This is a genomic window from Moritella dasanensis ArB 0140 (genome assembly GCF_000276805.1).
GTDB lineage: Bacteria > Pseudomonadota > Gammaproteobacteria > Enterobacterales > Moritellaceae > Moritella > Moritella dasanensis.
In genome coordinates this window covers 25,258-42,627 of the sequence record NZ_AKXQ01000021.1, presented here as the reverse complement: position 1 = coordinate 42,627, position 17,370 = coordinate 25,258, and the positions used below count along the sequence as shown (strand labels likewise).

Below are 17,370 nucleotides of genomic sequence, written 5' to 3'. Positions count from 1 at the left end.
TTGACTATGCCCCTACAGACTGCCAAAGTTGTTCTAGTTGGTAAAGATCGCGCGTTTGTTGTTGCATGATGTGTACAACTACATCACCCATATCAACTAGAACCCATTCACTCTCTTCCGTACCTTCAACGCCCATCACGTATATTTCGTGACTTTTAGCTTCAAGGTAAAGATGATTAGAAATCGATTTTACGTGAGTTTTTGATGTGCCAGTACATACGATCATTAGATCTGTAACTGGTGATTTACCTTTAACATCAACAACTTCGATGTCGCGGGCTTTCATGTCTTCAATTTTTTCAAGTACAAATGCTTGCAGTTCAGAAATTTGCAAGGGTCCTCCAGAGGAACTTTATCAAGTTAACCGCGAATTATAACAGCGAATAATGTCTAAATATATACCTAGCTTGCTGTTGAGCTAGTATCTGCTGTCGTTTTCGCATACAAATTGTTTTTATGTATATAAGACAACACATTATCGGGTAATAGATATTGAGGACTTTGCTGTCTTTCAATTAACTGACGGATCCGTGTCGCCGATATTTCTAACTGTGTGCTGGGCCAGAGTAAAATTCGCCCTTGCTTTTGTTGCTGTAGGACTTCGACATCGGTTGTTTGCACTTGTTCAAATAATTTTTGTACTTCAGGCGTTAACGTTAATGCGTAGTTAGGGCGATAACTCACTACAAGATGACAATAGTCGAGTAGCTCTTGCCAGCGGTACCAAGTATGCAGGCTGTTGAGTGAATCTAAGCCAATTAAAAAGCATACGGGACTGGTTGGATTCTCAGCGGCAAGCTCAATTAAGGTGTCGATGGTATAAGAAGGTGTTGTACGGTTTAACTCACGAGTATCAACCGTTAACTCAGCACAGTTTTCTACCGCTAATGATGTCATCGCCAATCGATGCGCTGCATTTGAGCCTGGCGCCGCACGATGTGGGGGAATGTGATTTGGCATCAATCTGACTTCAGCTAAATTAAGCTGTTGTAATAGATCTAAGCAAGGACGTAGATGACCATAATGGATCGGATCAAATGTTCCACCTAAAATACCAATCGCGCGAGTCGGGATAAAATCAGTCATTAGTTAATGTCGGCATGATGAAAGTTGGGTAGCAAAGTGGAGTCGGTAAAGCTGATACTTAACATTTGTAATGATAACCAAGGGTCAATACTGCTGCTAGTTTTGATCGCACTATCAACACTTGAACACAATATTAACATTTGCTCAATTTTGCTTAATGATAAGCGACTTAAGCAGGCATTAATAATCTGCTGGCGACCTGCCCATAAACGCTGTTTCTTCATTTCATCAATCACAGAAAGTCCTTGCTGTTGCATTAAGCTGTAATGATAAAGTTGATTGATTTCTTTGTTTAGCGCCCAGTTAATGACGATTGGATCGACACCTTCGGCTTGTAATTGTTGCAGGATCCGCTGCCCACGATTTACTTTACCGGCAAGCAGCGCATCAACTAGCTGAAAACTACTGAAGTGTGAATGCTGGGTAATTGCTGCCTGCAATTGCGCCAAGGTGAGGGTCTGCCCTGGATGAAGCAGGGATAATTTATCAATTTCTTGCTTGGCCGCTAATAAGTTACCTTCAAAGCTACGGCAAAGCAGGGTGATCACATCGGCTTGGGCGTCAAGGTTAGCGCGTTTAAGACGATGACGCATCCAGTTGGCAAAAAATCGGCCTTCGGGATGACCAACTGGAATGAACAGCGCATTCTTGAAGTACTGTAGAAACCATTTTGCGCTTTGCTGGGCTTTGGTTAAGTAAGGACCACTGATGATGATAATCAGATCAGGGTTTAGTAGTTTAAACAAATCATTAAGTTGGCTGATATCTTCTTTCGTTGGTCTTTTTTCAAAGATCAGTTCAACAGTTTGACGACTCGAAAATAGCGACATGGATTGGCAAGCATTAAACACCGCGGGCCAGTCCATGATTGGTTCTGCATGAAATTTATGATGCTCGTCAAAGCCGACTTTCTGCGCGGCGGCTTTAATCTGTTCAATCGCTTCCATCTTTAATAACGGTTCTTCACCAAATATTAAATAGCAGGGTTTGATTTCAGTTTTTAAGTACTGATCGAGTTGTTCTGGATAAACGCGCATTAGTTAGCTTCAACTTCTGTATTTAGCTCTGTATTTAACTCTGAATTAAGTTCTGCATTCAATTTTGTACTTAATTCGGTAGTCAGCTCTGCGTCATTTAGCGTTGATTCTTCATCGCTATCGCCAGCTGTCTGTGGGTCAATAACAACTTGGCTTAGTGTGCGGACAACCTGTTGTGCTGCTGCTTCACGTAGTTCTCGCACTAATAATTCAGATTCACGTGAACGGGCAAGCGCTTCTTGAGAGTTGTTTAATTGATCACGTTGTAGGGCGATAGTGAAATACTGAGGATCTTGATTAGGTAAGCGAACTTCCATTTCTAAAACATAGCTAAGTTCATATTCCGCTGCCGTTGCATCTGAATACAGAGATACTGTGCGTGAACCGGTACTCTCTGACATGATTCTGAGTACAGGTGTTGTTGAGTTTAATAACGCCGGATCCATTGCGGTTATTTTAGTTTGGGTTGAGTCTTCCCCCATGTCATCTGACGTGTTATCGGTTTCTGTTGTTAACGATTCCATGCTGGTGACTGTCGGTTCTACGAGATTAATTTGGTTGTAACGTAATTCTCTTTTGATTAGGCGGGTTAGATCAGAATATTTACTCGATACTAAGGTTAAATTACGTAATTCATTGGGAATACCACTGCCATTCTTTAAATGGAAGCCGCAGCCGCTAAGCACTGCAGTAACAAGAAAGATGCAAATTAGTCGAATAAAACCAGGTTTAAGTGCCGATGCGATCATAATGCCTACAAAATAGATAAGTTAGTTGTAGGTAATTTTACACGTAATCTAAAAACAAAAAAGCCCTGTATTCTACTATAAAAATAAAAGCAGAATACAGGGCTTATTATTTGTGGCTAAATTGACGATTAACCGACTAAATACAGCGTTAATAGATTATCAATTAAGGTTGTATTTAGTGGTGATAAGTCGTCTTAGTCCACGACTTATTTAGTCAGCTACTTAGTTTGCAACAATGTTCAGTAATTTACCTGGTACGAAAATTACTTTACGTACTGTTTTACCGTCAGTGAACTTAGTTACGTTCTCATCTGCATTGGCTAATGCTTCAACAGATTCACGTGTTGCGTCAGCTGGTACTGTTAATTTAGCACGCAGTTTACCGTTCACTTGCACGATGATTAGTTTTTCAGACTCAACCATCGCCGCTTTATCAGCAACAGGCCATAGTGCTTCGTCGATACTACCTTCTTGACCTAATTTGCCCCAGAGTTCAAAACAGATGTGTGGCGTGATAGGTGCAAGTAGACGAACAACAGCCACTAATGCTTCTTGAAGTAGTGCGCGGTCTTGCTCTGACTCTTGTGGTGCTTTAGCTAGCTTGTTCATCAGTTCCATAACAGATGCAATTGCAGTATTGAACGTTTGACGACGTTCGATATCATCAGATACCTTGGCAATTGTTTTATGGATCTCACGACGTAGTTCTTTTTGCTTGCCGTTCAGTGCTGCAACATCTAGCGCAACAACGTCACCTTTACTGATGTGGTTGTAAGCTAATGTCCAGATACGACGTAGGAAACGGTGTGCGCCTTCTACTGCCGAGTCTTGCCATTCTAGTGTTTGGTCAGCTGGTGCTGCAAACATCATGAATAGGCGTACTGTATCAGCACCAAAACGTTCGATCATTGTTTGTGGGTCAATACCGTTGTTTTTAGACTTAGACATTTTTGTCATGCCTGTATAAACAAGTTCATTGCCTTCATTGTCGATGTACTTAGTTGGTTGACCTTTTTCGTCACGCTCAACTGTTACGTCTAATGGAGAAACCCAAACACGGCCGCCGTTGTCGTTGGTGTAGTAGTATGCATCAGCAAGTACCATACCTTGACAAAGTAGACGTTTGAACGGTTCGTTGCTATCAACCATTTGCTCATCACGTAGCAATTTATGGAAGAAACGGGCATATAATAAATGCATACAGGCGTGTTCAATACCACCAACATACTGATCTACTGGTAACCAGTGATTTGCATCATCACGGTTTAGCATTTCAGTTTCTGATGTTGCGCTACAGTAACGTGCATAGTACCAAGATGATTCCATGAAGGTATCAAATGTGTCTGTTTCACGTAGTGCTGGTTGACCGTTGTATGTGGTTTTAGCCCATTCTAAATCGGCTTTAATTGGACTTTGAATACCGTCCATTTTAACATCTTCAGGTAAGATAACTGGCAGTTGGTCTGCAGGTGTTGGTACAACTGAACCATCTTCAAGTGTCAACATTGGGATTGGAGCACCCCAATAACGTTGGCGAGAAACACCCCAGTCACGTAGACGGAAGTTAACTTTCTTGGTGCCTTGACCGTTTGCTTCTAATTTAGCCGCGATTGCATCTACTGCTGCGCCAAATTCTAAGCCGTCGAATTCACCTGAATTAAACAATACACCTTTTTCAGTGAATGCTACTTCAGAAACATCTAGCTCGCTACCGTCGCTTGGTTTAATAACCGGAACAATATCGATGCCGTATTTCGTTGCGAATTCATAGTCACGTTGGTCGTGAGCTGGAACCGCCATTACTGCGCCAGTGCCGTAACCCATTAATACGAAGTTTGCTACGTATACAGGTACTTTACGACCATTTAATGGATGAATAGCGTATAGGCCAGTAGCCATGCCTTTCTTTTCCATTTTTTCTAGATCAGCTTCAGCCACTTTCATGTTTTTACATTCAAGGTTGAATTCTGCTAGTGCTGGGTTTGTTAATGCTGCTTGCTCTGCAAGTGGGTGACCTGCTGCGATACCAACATACGTTACGCCCATCACTGTGTCTGGACGTGTTGTGTATACCGATAGCTTGCTTAGTTCATCACTGCTTTTTATTATAGGAGAAGCTTCAACTGTGAAGTCTAGTTCGATACCTTCACTGCGGCCGATCCAGTTACGTTGCATTGTTTTAACTTGTTCAGGCCAGCCATCAAGATCATCAATTGATGTGAGTAGCTCGTCTGCGTATTCGGTGATCTTAATGAACCACTGTGGAATTTCTTTCTGTTCTACAGGGGTATCACAACGCCAGCAACAACCGTCATTTACTTGTTCGTTAGCCAGTACCGTTTCATCGTTTGGACACCAGTTAACTGATGATGTCTTCTTGTAAACTAAACCTTTGTTGAATAGTTTAGTGAAGAACTCTTGTTCCCAACGGTAGTACTCTGGTGTACATGTTGCGATTTCACGACTCCAGTCATAACCAAAGCCTAGAGACGTTAGCTGACCTTTCATGTAATCAATGTTTTCATATGTCCAAGGCGCAGGTGCAGTGTTGTTCTTGATTGCTGCATTTTCAGCTGGTAGACCAAATGCATCCCAACCAATAGGTTGCAATACGTTTTTGCCTTGCATACGTTGGAAACGCGCGATTACGTCGCCAATTGTATAGTTACGTACGTGGCCCATGTGCAGTCTACCACTTGGGTATGGGAACATAGACAAGCAGTAAAATTTTTCTTTATTTTCGTCGTTTTTTACTTCGAATGTTTTATTTTCTTGCCAGTGTTGTTGAACCTGAGGTTCGATACTGCTTGGAGTATATTGTTCTTGCATGGGTAATATCCAGTCTGTTCTTGGTAGGATTTAGAAACAAAATTTTGCCATAGAATACCTTAGCACAGAGAGGGCAACAAGTTTCATTTGCAGATAGCGATAAGATTTCCTGACTGATAATGCAGAACCGTGGATTTTACAAGGAAAGTATGTGATGCAGACCGCTTGTTGGCTGGGCATTTTGGCATATACTTAAGTTATAGTAATGGCTTTTTTATCATCGTTAAATCGTCACGGTTACAGAACAAAAAGATTTTTTCATCGTGAATTGAGATTACTTTTTTTTGATAAAACGGCAAGGTTTGTTATTAAATTAGTTTGGAGGTTTATATGGCTAAATTAAACACTCAATATCAAAATTCAGTGCGTAAGTTATCTGTACATCCTCTGACTTATAAAAAAGGGGATGTATTTATGGGTAATGATTTTACGCAACGATTTATGCTGAAAGCCGAGGCGTATTTAGGCGCAGCGGGAGACTTAACCAAAAAAGAGTTAACGGAAGCGTCGGCTTATATTCGCCATGATCTTGGTGAATTTAATAAAGATTATCAAACCAGCCTTGCGGACTTTAAATTATCAGCATGGTATCAAGCATGGGATAAAGTCACTTGGGAGACGCTCGCATCGATAACGGATAAGACCCAAGTCGAGTGGACTGAGGTCGGAGACGATTTGCAGCATCAAGGACATTATAAATCCGGTGATAAAGTGGGCTTTGGTTTATTAATGTGTGTGCGCTGCGGTTATAAAAAAGAATTATTTCATCCTGCGGTTGTATTACCTTGTGCAAATTGTGACGGTAAAGCATTTATGCGTAAAGGTTTTGAACCGTAATTCGTAACGATATATGTGATTATTTTAAGCGGTAATTAGATAAATGGTCAGCGTCATATCTGCTGACCATATCCTTGCTGACTGGTTATTGGAGAGTTAAAATGATTCGTCTATTCTGACACTCGGAAAACCGACTTGTTGTGCGGTGGCAGTGGCAATATCTAAGTTTCGATAACATTTCTCATGGCCACTAAAATCAGTAAGCGGAATAATATCGCCATTCTCAGATTTAAATTCTACTATCCATCCATTCGCGACTAATGAGGGTTCGACAATTGCTTCGACTAACTCATGTCTGTGATACATGCTTTTGATATCGGAAAGTTGCATGGTAATACCTCTCAGGACAGAACGTTGGGAATTATAATCTTAGTGTAGTTGATGATGAAGTAAGTTCAAGAATATCGTTTCGTGCAATGCGTGCAAACACGTAAATAAGCCACATTAATACGCATTCATTGAGTTACTGATTTGTGATGGCACACGATTAACAGTCCGCGAAAGTTACGCTATTCGACGCTTCTGTTCACCGCCATGAAATTAATCGGTTAACTTCCATCTTGTTTATCATACTGAATTGTATCACCATATTGTTTGGAACTCAGATGTTTATACGCACGTCTTCATTACTTGTACCCTTATTTCTATCAAACACCCAGTCATTGTTGGCTGTTGAAGCTATACCAGTATTATCAATCCATTCACAGACTAAAAGTGCTGATAGTCACTCCCGTTGTCCAAGCGTCCTTAATCAGCACCGCATCAGTTACCTAGAAACACAGATCGTTAAGCATCGACAAATTTATTATGCTGGCAATACGCCATTATTACATGATGGTGAATTTGATTTACTCGTCGATGAACTTAGGGTGTTATCGCAGTGCTTGTCGCCGGTATTAACGCAGATTGGCAGTCAGACCGCGCAATATAATGATCGACAGCTGCACCGACAGCAGATGCTCAGTTTAAACTCGGTAAGGGAAAGAAGCCTGGTCGATAAATTTTACCAACGTCATCACGACCAGCAACTGTTAATTCAGCCTAAGGTTGATGGCATGGCGGTTGAATTGGTTTATGAGAAAGGCATGCTCGTGGCCGCATCAAGCAGAGGCAATGGCAAACACGGTCGTGACTTATTGGCGTTGATGTTACGCAGTCATGCGGTCGACAGTATTATCGCTTATCCACATACTTTAGTTATTCATGGCGAGTTATATGTTGGTCAGCAAGATTGGCTGCAACGCGGTAAATATGTTTCTTCTCGTCATATGACTGCGGGTATCACTAGCCAGTTATCACCAACACAAACTGATGTCATGAGTCTGCGCTTTATGCCTTGGCGTTGGGTTGATGCTCCTTATAATGACGAAGTGATGGCGTTAGCCCAGTTAGCCATGCTCGGCTTTGCTGATATGTCGAAAATGAGTCATGCCATCGACAACCCTAAAGACATCGATTATTGGTTCGCACATTATCAAAATACAGAGACGTTATTACTCGATGGTATTGTGATTAAGTTAGCTAAAAGCGCTCGACAACGTCAATATGGTCAAACCCAGCATGCACCGCGCTGGGCGTTGGCGTTAAAATTCACGGGTCCGAAAGGCTTCAGTAATGTCACTGATATTACTTATCAAATCGGGAAAAGTGGACGTATTACCCCTGTTGTTCATGTGCAGCTACTGGCGTTGTCGGGACATCAAGTAACCCGCGTTTCTGGTCGCTCTCAGCCGTGGTTATTACAGTCTAAGATTGAAGTCGGTAGTCAAGTCGAAATTGAGTTAGTAGGCAATGCAATACCGCAATTAACCAGGCTTGTGAGCAGTCGTTAGCATCTTGCATATTTAGACATTTTGGGTATACTGCTGTCCAGCAACAGGAACGGGCTCATCTAAAGGTGCGCCCGTTTTTTTTATTTTGATTTAAGTTAATCGAATATATCAGCTAAACACCCAGCGCGATGAAATGCTGGGCCAACTGTTTGTTTGAACTATGATGTAGGCAAAACCATGAAATTTATTGTAAAGATATTCCCAGAAGTAATGATGAAAAGTAAATCCGTGCGTCAGCGTTTCAGTAAAATGCTGCAATCGAGTTTACGTAATATTTTACGTCGTGAAGATGAACATGCTCGCGTGATCCTTGAATGGGATAAAATTGTTGTTCGTACTACCGACGACAGTGATAAAAACCGCGACTTCTATCGTGAAGTATTAAGAAATACTCCGGGTATTGCCCATTCATTAGAAGTACACGAATCTACTTTTACCGATCTGGATGATATTTTCCAACAAGCATTACCAGTTTATAAAGACTTGCTTGCGGGTAAAACATTCTGTGTACGCGCTAAACGTAACGGCAAACATGATTTTACCTCGATTGACGTAGAACGTTATGTTGGCGGTGGCTTAAATCAGCATACTGATGCCGCTGGTGTTAAATTAAGAAAACCACAAGAAACAATCAAAATTGAAATTGAACACGAAAAGCTTTATTTAGTGACTGAACGCCACGAAGGCCTGGGTGGTTTCCCAATGGCTGGACAAGAAGATGTTCTATCATTAATGTCAGGCGGTTTTGACTCGGCAGTATCAAGCTACTTAACGATTAAACGTGGTAGTCGTACGCATTTCTGTTTCTTCAATCTTGGCGGTGATGCGCATGAGATCGGTGTGAAACAAATTTCATATTACTTGTGGAACAAATACAGCTCGTCACATAAAGTTAAATTTATTAGTGTGCCGTTCGATCCAGTTGTTGCAGAGATCTTAGAAAAAGTAGATAACTCGCAAATGGGTGTGGTACTGAAACGTATGATGATGCGCGCAGCGTCTAAAGTTGCAGAACGTCTCGGTATCGAAGCGCTAGTAACGGGTGAAGCAGTAGGCCAAGTATCAAGCCAAACTATCCGTAACTTATCGTTAATCGATTCTGTTACTGATATGCTGATTTTACGCCCATTGATTGTGGCTGATAAGCAAGACATTATCGATACGGCGCGTAAAATTGGTACGGCTGAATTCTCTGAAACAATTCCTGAATACTGTGGTGTTATTTCAAATAAACCAACAGTTAAAGCAGTGAAAGAGAAGATTGAAGCGGAAGAAGCTAAATTCGATATGGCATTGATTGACCAAGTTGTTATGGATGCTAAAGTTATCGATATTCGTCAAATCGCGACAGAAACACAAGAACAAGTAAGCGATGTTGAAGCAGTAACTGAAATCGCAGCAAACGAAGTGATCTTAGACATTCGTAGTATCGATGAAGTTGAAGATTCACCACTTGATGTGGATGGACTTGAAGTGCAGCACATGCCTTTCTTTAAGTTAGGTAATCAGTTCGGTGAATTAGATCAAGACAAGACTTACTTACTATACTGTGATCGTGGTGTGATGAGTAAGCTACAAGCGCTTTACTTGATTGAAAAAGGTTATGGTAACGTTAAAGTTTACCGTCCTTAACTTTTAATATCCTTAAGCAATAATATTGCTGAGGCTAAGGTTTGAGATTTAGGTCTTAGCGAGGTTATGAATAAAAGCCAGCAAGTGATTGCTGGCTTTTTTGATCTCGGGTTTAAACTAATACCCTTTCTTGCTGCTTGATTTTATCGAATAAAGCTTGGTTCGTTGGTATAGGGATACTGTAGGCATTCGCCACTTTCAGTACATAACCGGTAATAAAATCAATTTCGGACTGACGATTAAAGTGCTGGTCTTGATGCATTGAAGAATAGTTTTCAGCGGTACGCTCGATGACGTTATCAACCTGAGCTTGTAGTTCGGCATAAGACCAAGGTAAGCGCGCTTTTTCACAGACTAATGCTAACTCTTGCACAATCTTAACGACCTGTGGATGTAACGCTGGCTTTGCTAATTCGCCATTATTGCATTGATGGATCGCGGTTAACGGGTTTATCGCACAGTTAATCACGAGCTTAAGCCACAACTTCTGACGAATATCATCACACCAGGTTAATTCTTCCAACGCCCATAATTGCTCGGCTATATCTTTGTAGCGTTTGGCCTGGTTATTAAATGGCCCTAACCAAGTGACACCTGCGCCAGTGTGGCGAACATGATCATCAGAGACTTTCAATACGCCGTTGGATGTGGTGCCGACCATGATAGCGTGGCGTGGAAACAATTTTTCAGTTTGCTCTGCCGTACCCATGCCATTGTGTAATAACACGATACAACAATGCTTATCAATTTGTGATTGCAATAAGGTTAATGCTGGGAGCACATCTTGAGCTTTTAAAGTCACTAATAAAAAATCACATTTAGGCGTGAGTTTGGCTTGTGCCATGACGGTATTACTGGTGTTTTCACCGGCTAAGTTTTCAAAGTTAAAACTGCGAATATGCGATTCACTTTCGGGACGTAAAACAAACGCGGCATGTTGGCCTGATTTTAATAATTTTTCTGCAAAGAAATGCCCGATAGCACCCGCGCCGAGAATGTTCCAATTAGCCATGTATTTTTGCTCGTAATGGTTGAAGAATTAAGTAACTGGTTATACCGACTAAATCGGCGATGATATCCCAATGACTGGTAGTGCGACCGGGTATCATACCTTGAATAAACTCAATGAAAATACCAAATCCCAGTAATGTCATAAACAGCGTGATAGTCCTATGTGGGAAACTATAATCAAACAGCAAGGCTAATGTCACAAAGGCGATGAAGTGATTTAATTTGTCGTAGCTTAATTTGGGGATATTCGTCGAGGGTTTACCAAAAGCAAGCATACAGATCGCGAGTATGACGATGACTAATAGTAATCGAAACCAAAATTTATGTTTGTTTAATGCCATGCCAATCTCAACAAAATGGAGCTTAATATAATTATAGTCGTTTATTTATTGTATTAATCGTAACTTAATGCAATCGAGTGGCTTACTTGCGTAGTTAATGGTTGAACTACCGCTATCATCTATTAGATAATCAGATCATTATAAATAATAGGATATGATGATGCCGCAATTTGATATTATTTCTGAAGTTGACATGGTTGAAGTGAAAAACGCAACTGACAATGCAAACCGTGAATTAAGCACACGTTTTGATTTCCGTGGTGTTGAAGCAAGTTTTGAGCTGATTAAAGAAAAAGTAAAAATGCGCACAGATGAAGATATGCAACTTCGTCAAATGGCTGACATTTTACGTAGTGCCTTAGTTAAGCGTAATATTGATTCATCTTCGATGAGCGTAGGTAAAACTGAATTTTCAGGTAAAACGTGCAGTGCAGACGTTGAGTTTTTACAAGGTATCGAAGGCGCAGTTGCTAAGAAAGTTGTAAAATCAATTAAAGACAGCAAGATTAAAGTGCAAGTATCTATTCAAGGCGACAAAGTGCGCGTTGTTGGTAAAAAGCGTGATGACTTACAAGCTGTTATGCAACACATCAGAGCTGCTGAACTAGGTCAACCGTTCCAGTTTGATAACCAAAGAGATTAATCGCTGAGCGCTTAATTTTAAAGTGACGAGTTACTTTTTATTTTAAAATTACTGAGTTACTCATAGCAAAAAAGCCTAACGTGTTGATACCTGTTAGGCTTTTTTTATGGCTATGATTCAATCCATTTAAAGCGCTTGGTTATCTGCAGGTAAATTAATACCATAATAAAGATCACTGGAATCACCCCTAAGAATGCGGTGCCAATGAAGAAAGCTGAATAATCCCACGCATCGACAATCACCCCTGAGAATCCGGCAATAAACTTCGGCAGTAATACCATGATGGATGAGAACAGTGCATATTGGGTTGCAGTAAACTGGGTATTGGTTAAGCGTGATAAAAAGACCACAAAGGCACAAGTGGCAATACCGGCACTTAAGTTATCAGCACTGATCACCAAGGTTAATAACAGCAGGGCAGGGTCTTGCGCTTGTAACCAGGTCTCTGGCAGTATCAAAGCCAGTGTCGCCATTAATTGACTCGTTGCCATGCTACCCGCCATCCAATGAAACAGCACATTGGTTAGCGCGGCTAATATACCGCCGAGTAACAAAGTAGACAGTAGTCCAAAACCATTGACTAATAAGCCACCTAATCCTGCGCCCACTAGTGTCATGATAACCCCAAAGACTTTTGCTACCGTGGCCACTTCTGCTTTTGAGTAACCCATATCGACATAAAAAGGATTGGCCATAATGCCCATGACAATGTCACTGATACGATAAGTGATAACAATCCCCAGCAGCAACAGACAGGTTTTGCCATAACGTTGAAATAGGTCGGTAAGCGGTTTGACGATACCGGTGATAAGGAAATCACGCATGTTATGCACGGCTTGTACTTTATGCTTAGCGACTGGTTCTTTGGAGAGCAAGGTGGCAAACACCCCGAATAACATAAACAGCGCCATACAAGCATAAGCGAACTGCCAGGCCGCGGCATTATAGACCGCGCTATTATCATAAAATGCAGCGATGGCTAATGAACCAGCACCAGCCACGATCATGGCAAGACGATAACCTGTCATGTAAGTGGCCGCCATTGCCCCTTGTAAGTGAGTATCGGCACTTTCTATTCGAAACGCATCTACCGCGATATCTTGGGTGGCAGAGAAAAGCGCCAAGCCCAATGACGCGATAATGAATAAGATCACGCTTTGTTGTGGATCTTGGGTGGCCATAATCATCAGCATGGCAATGATCATGATTTGGGTAAATAGTAGCCAGCTTCGACGACGCCCTAGTTTGTTGTGTAACCAAGGTAATTGGATCTGGTCGATCAGCGGTGACCAAGCCCATTTAAAACCATAAGCAAGGGCTATCCAGCTAAAGAAACCAATGCTGGCACGCTCAACGCCTGCTTCACGTAGCCAAAACGACAATGTCGAGAAAACCAGAAGGATAGGTAATCCAGAAGAGAAACCAAACAATCCCATAAATAGTACACGGGGATTAAGGTAAATTGATAAGGTTTGAAGAATAGTCGGCAATGTCAGCAATCCATCTAACGTAAGTGTTTGCTGATACTACCGTATTTTTGTGGATTTAATAAGCCCGACAACAAACTGGGCTTGGTTTAACTATTAACTATTAATTATTACCGTTCGTAATAGCAAAGTTAGTCCAAGTATTCCGTTATAGGTCTAATGCCAATACAGTTGTATGGTTTAACACCTTGACCTTGTAGAAATAAAGCACCCGTGTGTAGTTGTTGGCGCAATATACGATTGGCAAAAATCTGTTGGCTTGACCAACTTTTTAGCTCAAATAGCAGGAACCAAAAAACTTGTTCCTTACAACTATCGGTAGACTCATCATAAATATCTAAATTGTCCCATTCCCGTAATGTGTCCCACAGGAAATGGTTTAATTGTGAATAAGTCAGTTTCTTCATAAGAAAAAAGTCTAGGTATTCGGCTAAAATGCCAGATTTATCGTCAATGAACTTTTTCGCTTCCATGCAAATCTCCTCATTTGTTAGTACCAACTTTAATCCTAGACTAAAAAATGTAACTGTCAGCCATTAGCGTATTGTTAATGCGTATTTATGGGGAAAGTGTGAATGATCTCAAATATTGGTTTAATAGGCGTTTAACTTAAAAATGAAAAAAACTTCATATTTATGTCATCAGTTCCGTCAACAATTGCTAAGCTATTGATTGTACATTTGAGGTGGCATGGATATGTAGAGCAAACATCTGATATAGTGCTAGTAATACGCTTATTTTTATAACTGAATGGAAGTTACATCATGCGAATAAATCATTTTTTCACCAAATCATTGTTAATATTATGTTCAACATTTATGTTTAATACCGCATTTGCAGCAGAGACAAAAGCGCTAATAAAAACTAACCTCGGTGATATTACGGTTGAGCTATACCCAGAAAAAGCCCCTGTATCCGTTGCTAACTTTATCAACTATGTTGAAAGCGATTTTTACAGCGGTATTATTTTTCACCGTGTGATCCCTGGCTTTATGGCGCAAACAGGTGGCTTTAAAGCGAATATGGACAAGCAGACTGCAGGCAAGCCAGTCATTAATGAAGCGAGTAATGGCTTAAGTAATGAACGTGGTACATTAGCGCTAGCACGTACGAATAATCCTAACTCAGCAACGTCACAATTTTTCATTAACTTGAAAGACAATAATTTCTTAAACCGTTCTGGTTCACAGCCTTCACAAGCGGGTTATGCAGTATTTGGCCGAGTAATACAAGGCATGGATGTGGTTGATAAAATGGCGAAGCAGCCAACCGGTAAGAAGCAGTATTACAGTGATGTACCACTGACTGATATCGTGATTGAAAGTGTGACGATTTTGAAATAAAGAGTATAAAAGGTACTGCTGAATAGTAGCTAATCAACAGTATCAGCATTGCAAAAAGAAAAAGCCTCGCTGGTGATCTTATATTAAGTCACCAGCGAGGCTTTTTACGTTATGCACTGCTTTACGTTTTACATGTAAGTTATATCGTGTGGTTAACTAGCGTGCTAGATAATCACGGATCTGTTGATCATTAAATACATCGTTCAGTAGTGATGACAATTGCTGTGAAAACTTAGCTTCCAAATCACTCATTGACGGGCCAAACGCGCCTGTTAATGTTGATGCACTGTGGAATTGCTTGGTCAGTGTTTGACCCTTATTTTCAATCGAGATGATCAACACTAAAGTCGAATCAGCTTGATGCTCAAAACTATCTTGCTGAACATCAATTCTCGCTGTTTGCAATTCAAGGCTTATCGCGATATCTGCTTGCGACGTAAACACTAGCCCTTGCTGCTCCCAACCTTGTTGCAGTTTCGCGGTCGTCAGCTTCACCAGTGAGCCTTGATTATTCAGGAGCTGCGCTGGTTCACCAACTTTGTGAATAGCGATGAGGTAATTGGCATCACGAATATCTTTGCTCGTGAGCGTAACCTGAGTCTCGCTATATTGCGTTGTTAATGGTGCTGGCTCAGCGGTAATATTCACTTGCTGAGGCGCACTGGCGCAGGCTGTTAATAATATAATACCTGCACTTAATAGCAGTTTTTTCAGCATATTATTTCTGTGCCTTAATTATCACAAACTTAGCATTTGATGCAATAACTTCATGATTATCGAATAAACGATCAAGTTTCACGTGATAGTCAAGATGACGGTTACCGACAATGTAAAGTGCGCCGCGCCAAGCTAGTGCTCGGTGTGCATCTTTAAACATTTGCCATGCGATATGGTCAGTAATGGCTTTTTCTTGGTGGAACGGAGGGTTACACAATACCAGATCCACACTGTGTGGTTCGTAATCGTATAAGCAGTTGTTCACCAAGAAATCAATTTCAGGTTCGTGACCTTTAACGTTTGCTGCAACGTTTTCTTTTGCTGATGCGATAGCCATGAATGACTCATCAACAAAAGTGATTTTAGCTTGTGGGTTTAGTTTTGCCGCCGTAATACCGATAATACCGTTACCACAACCTAAGTCGATAATATGCTGATATTCACCTTTTGGTAAATGCTGCATAAAGAAGTTGCCGCCAATATCTAAATTGTTACGTGAGAATACATTGGCATGATTAGAGAGTGAAATATTGGTTTTTGCTACATCCCAAGTCACTGGCGCTGGTACTTCTAGTGCTTTAGTTTCTGTGATTGTTGCAAAGATCAAACGGGCTTTTTTCTTCGCTAATGATGTCTTCGTTTCACCAAGGTATTTTTCAAACAAGGCTAACGTCGAATTATGGATATCTTTCGCTTTTGCACCAGCGATGATAGTCGTGTTTGGAGTAACAACATGACTTAGCATTGCAAGTTGGTGTTCTAATAAAGACAAAGTGCGTGGGATCTTGATTAATACTAAATCAATATTTTCCGGTAACGCCGCAAGACAGTCTTGGACTTTGACCTGTTCTGTGCTTAACTCATTTTCATCTAGATTTTGCGCGATTGCTGCATGCGTGATCCATGAATCACTCACGGCAGTGACATTATGCTTATTGTAAGCACACGTTAATGCACCAAAACTATCATTGAAGATAAGAACTGAAGATTGTTCAGCAAGCGTTAAATCTGCAACCGTATTAATAATATACTCATCGGCTGAGTCCCATGCTTGCAGTTGCTCAACGCTACGTTTAGGGTAGCGGTACAAAGATAATTCGGTACTTTCAAGAGATAGTTCAGTGTTCATAGTGTGTTCCATTTAAGGTTGATCGTGCATTTTACACTGTTATTTTACTAAATATATAAAGAAGAGGTTTTTAAATGTCATTAGGTAACGATATTCAACAGCAATTATTAGCTAGTTTTGATATTCAACATTTAGAGGTGGTTTGTGATAGCCACAAGCACAATGTACCACCGGGTAGTGAAATTCACTTTTCAGTGGTGATCGTCACTGCCGAGTTTGATGGTAAAATGTTGATTGCACGTCATCGTATGGTGAACACTGCGCTGGTGGCTCAATTTGAAGCGGGTATTCATGCGTTATCAATCCATGCTTATACGCCGGCACAATGGGCTAAAAAAAATGAGCAAGATCAAAGTGTACCTGAATCACCAGATTGTTTAGGTTAATTAGAAATTAATGCTTAAAAATGATTGATTAAATGTTACTTGTTGTGAGTGAATGTTAACTTTCATGATTTTATTTTAATTAATAAAGATATCGTTATATATGAATAAAATCAGTGCAACAAAACCACTGATTTTATTTAAACGTTTAACTTAAGTTATTTAAAATATTTTTAAATAACTGTTTTAATTGGATTATATTTATACCTTTAGGCAGCGTTAAAAGTTTACCTTATTCGAGTCTGTTACTTGATGAAGTGCAAGCAATCATCTTAAATTAGTGCTAGAATAACCCCAAATTTTTTGTTAATGAA

Annotated in this window: 18 protein-coding genes; 6 read left to right on the top strand and 12 right to left on the bottom strand. The window is 40.6% G+C overall.

The genetic code is table 11. The features are described 5' to 3' along the window. Window positions 1-4: 4 nt before the first annotated feature. The 5 genes from rsfS to leuS all read right to left on the bottom strand — a co-directional run bounded on the left by rsfS (window position 5) and on the right by leuS (window position 5,701). Window positions 5-334 carry a ribosome silencing factor gene (gene rsfS / locus A923_RS0116220; RefSeq protein WP_017222739.1) on the bottom strand — a complete coding sequence of 110 codons (330 nt, stop codon included), beginning with the start codon at window positions 332-334 and terminating at the stop codon, window positions 5-7. Window positions 335-402: 68 nt separating this feature from the next. Further along, window positions 403-1,086 (bottom strand): nicotinate-nucleotide adenylyltransferase, encoded by a 684-nt coding sequence (nadD, locus tag A923_RS0116215; RefSeq protein ID WP_017222738.1) that lies wholly within the window; start codon window positions 1,084-1,086, stop codon window positions 403-405. After that, complete coding sequence (holA, locus tag A923_RS0116210; RefSeq protein ID WP_017222737.1) at window positions 1,086-2,123, bottom strand: DNA polymerase III subunit delta; 1,038 nt, start codon at window positions 2,121-2,123, stop codon at window positions 1,086-1,088. Before holA ends, nadD begins: the two co-directional genes overlap by 1 nt. Then, complete coding sequence (locus A923_RS0116205; RefSeq protein ID WP_017222736.1) at window positions 2,123-2,872, bottom strand: LPS-assembly lipoprotein LptE; 750 nt, start codon at window positions 2,870-2,872, stop codon at window positions 2,123-2,125. The genes holA and A923_RS0116205 overlap by 1 nt, the downstream gene beginning before the upstream one ends. 222 nt (window positions 2,873-3,094) lie before the next feature. Further along, window positions 3,095-5,701 carry a leucine--tRNA ligase gene (gene leuS / locus A923_RS0116200; protein ID WP_017222735.1) on the bottom strand — a complete coding sequence of 869 codons (2,607 nt, stop codon included), beginning with the start codon at window positions 5,699-5,701 and terminating at the stop codon, window positions 3,095-3,097. A 330-nt stretch (window positions 5,702-6,031) separates the two neighbouring features. Between leuS and A923_RS0116195 the strand changes: the two genes are divergently transcribed. Further along, window positions 6,032-6,538, top strand: a complete 507-nt coding sequence (locus tag A923_RS0116195) for a zinc ribbon-containing protein (RefSeq protein WP_017222734.1) — start codon at window positions 6,032-6,034, stop codon at window positions 6,536-6,538. Window positions 6,539-6,634: 96 nt separating this feature from the next. On the opposite strand, the gene A923_RS0116190 is transcribed toward A923_RS0116195, so the two are convergent. Beyond that, window positions 6,635-6,868, bottom strand: coding sequence for a hypothetical protein (locus A923_RS0116190; RefSeq protein ID WP_017222733.1), 234 nt, complete (start codon window positions 6,866-6,868; stop codon window positions 6,635-6,637). A 275-nt stretch (window positions 6,869-7,143) separates the two neighbouring features. On the opposite strand from A923_RS0116190, the gene A923_RS0116185 reads away from it, so the two are divergent. After that, on the top strand, window positions 7,144-8,370 hold the full coding sequence (locus A923_RS0116185; protein WP_017222732.1) for a hypothetical protein: 1,227 nt from the start codon (window positions 7,144-7,146) through the stop codon (window positions 8,368-8,370). A 177-nt stretch (window positions 8,371-8,547) separates the two neighbouring features. After that, complete coding sequence (thiI, locus tag A923_RS0116180; protein WP_017222731.1) at window positions 8,548-10,002, top strand: tRNA uracil 4-sulfurtransferase ThiI; 1,455 nt, start codon at window positions 8,548-8,550, stop codon at window positions 10,000-10,002. A 112-nt stretch (window positions 10,003-10,114) separates the two neighbouring features. Here thiI and A923_RS0116175 read toward each other — a convergent pair whose 3' ends face one another. Continuing rightward, window positions 10,115-11,014 (bottom strand): ketopantoate reductase family protein, encoded by a 900-nt coding sequence (locus A923_RS0116175; RefSeq protein ID WP_017222730.1) that lies wholly within the window; start codon window positions 11,012-11,014, stop codon window positions 10,115-10,117. Further along, on the bottom strand, window positions 11,007-11,354 hold the full coding sequence (locus A923_RS0116170; protein ID WP_017222729.1) for a VanZ family protein: 348 nt from the start codon (window positions 11,352-11,354) through the stop codon (window positions 11,007-11,009). Before A923_RS0116170 ends, A923_RS0116175 begins: the two co-directional genes overlap by 8 nt. A gap of 160 nt (window positions 11,355-11,514) precedes the next feature. Here A923_RS0116170 and A923_RS0116165 point away from each other — a divergent pair, with 160 nt between their 5' ends. After that, on the top strand, window positions 11,515-11,997 hold the full coding sequence (locus A923_RS0116165) for a YajQ family cyclic di-GMP-binding protein (protein WP_017222728.1): 483 nt from the start codon (window positions 11,515-11,517) through the stop codon (window positions 11,995-11,997). A 110-nt stretch (window positions 11,998-12,107) separates the two neighbouring features. Here the strand turns inward: A923_RS0116165 and A923_RS0116160 are convergent, their stop codons facing one another. Further along, complete coding sequence (locus tag A923_RS0116160; protein WP_017222727.1) at window positions 12,108-13,487, bottom strand: AmpG family muropeptide MFS transporter; 1,380 nt, start codon at window positions 13,485-13,487, stop codon at window positions 12,108-12,110. 128 nt (window positions 13,488-13,615) lie between these two features. Then, window positions 13,616-13,957 carry a hypothetical protein gene (locus tag A923_RS0116155; RefSeq protein ID WP_017222726.1) on the bottom strand — a complete coding sequence of 114 codons (342 nt, stop codon included), beginning with the start codon at window positions 13,955-13,957 and terminating at the stop codon, window positions 13,616-13,618. A gap of 345 nt (window positions 13,958-14,302) precedes the next feature. Between A923_RS0116155 and A923_RS0116150 the strand changes: the two genes are divergently transcribed. Then, entirely contained in the window at window positions 14,303-14,827 is a 525-nt protein-coding gene (locus A923_RS0116150; protein WP_157532865.1) for a peptidylprolyl isomerase, read from the top strand. Window positions 14,828-14,983: 156 nt separating this feature from the next. Here A923_RS0116150 and A923_RS0116145 read toward each other — a convergent pair whose 3' ends face one another. Further along, window positions 14,984-15,544, bottom strand: a complete 561-nt coding sequence (locus A923_RS0116145; RefSeq protein WP_017222724.1) for a YajG family lipoprotein — start codon at window positions 15,542-15,544, stop codon at window positions 14,984-14,986. A 1-nt stretch (window position 15,545) separates the two neighbouring features. After that, a complete protein-coding gene (locus A923_RS0116140) occupies window positions 15,546-16,673 on the bottom strand; it encodes a methyltransferase (protein ID WP_017222723.1) in 1,128 nt (375 codons plus the stop codon). Window positions 16,674-16,747: 74 nt separating this feature from the next. Here A923_RS0116140 and A923_RS0116135 point away from each other — a divergent pair, with 74 nt between their 5' ends. Further along, window positions 16,748-17,059, top strand: a complete 312-nt coding sequence (locus A923_RS0116135) for a BolA family protein (protein ID WP_017222722.1) — start codon at window positions 16,748-16,750, stop codon at window positions 17,057-17,059. Window positions 17,060-17,370 lie beyond the last annotated feature (311 nt).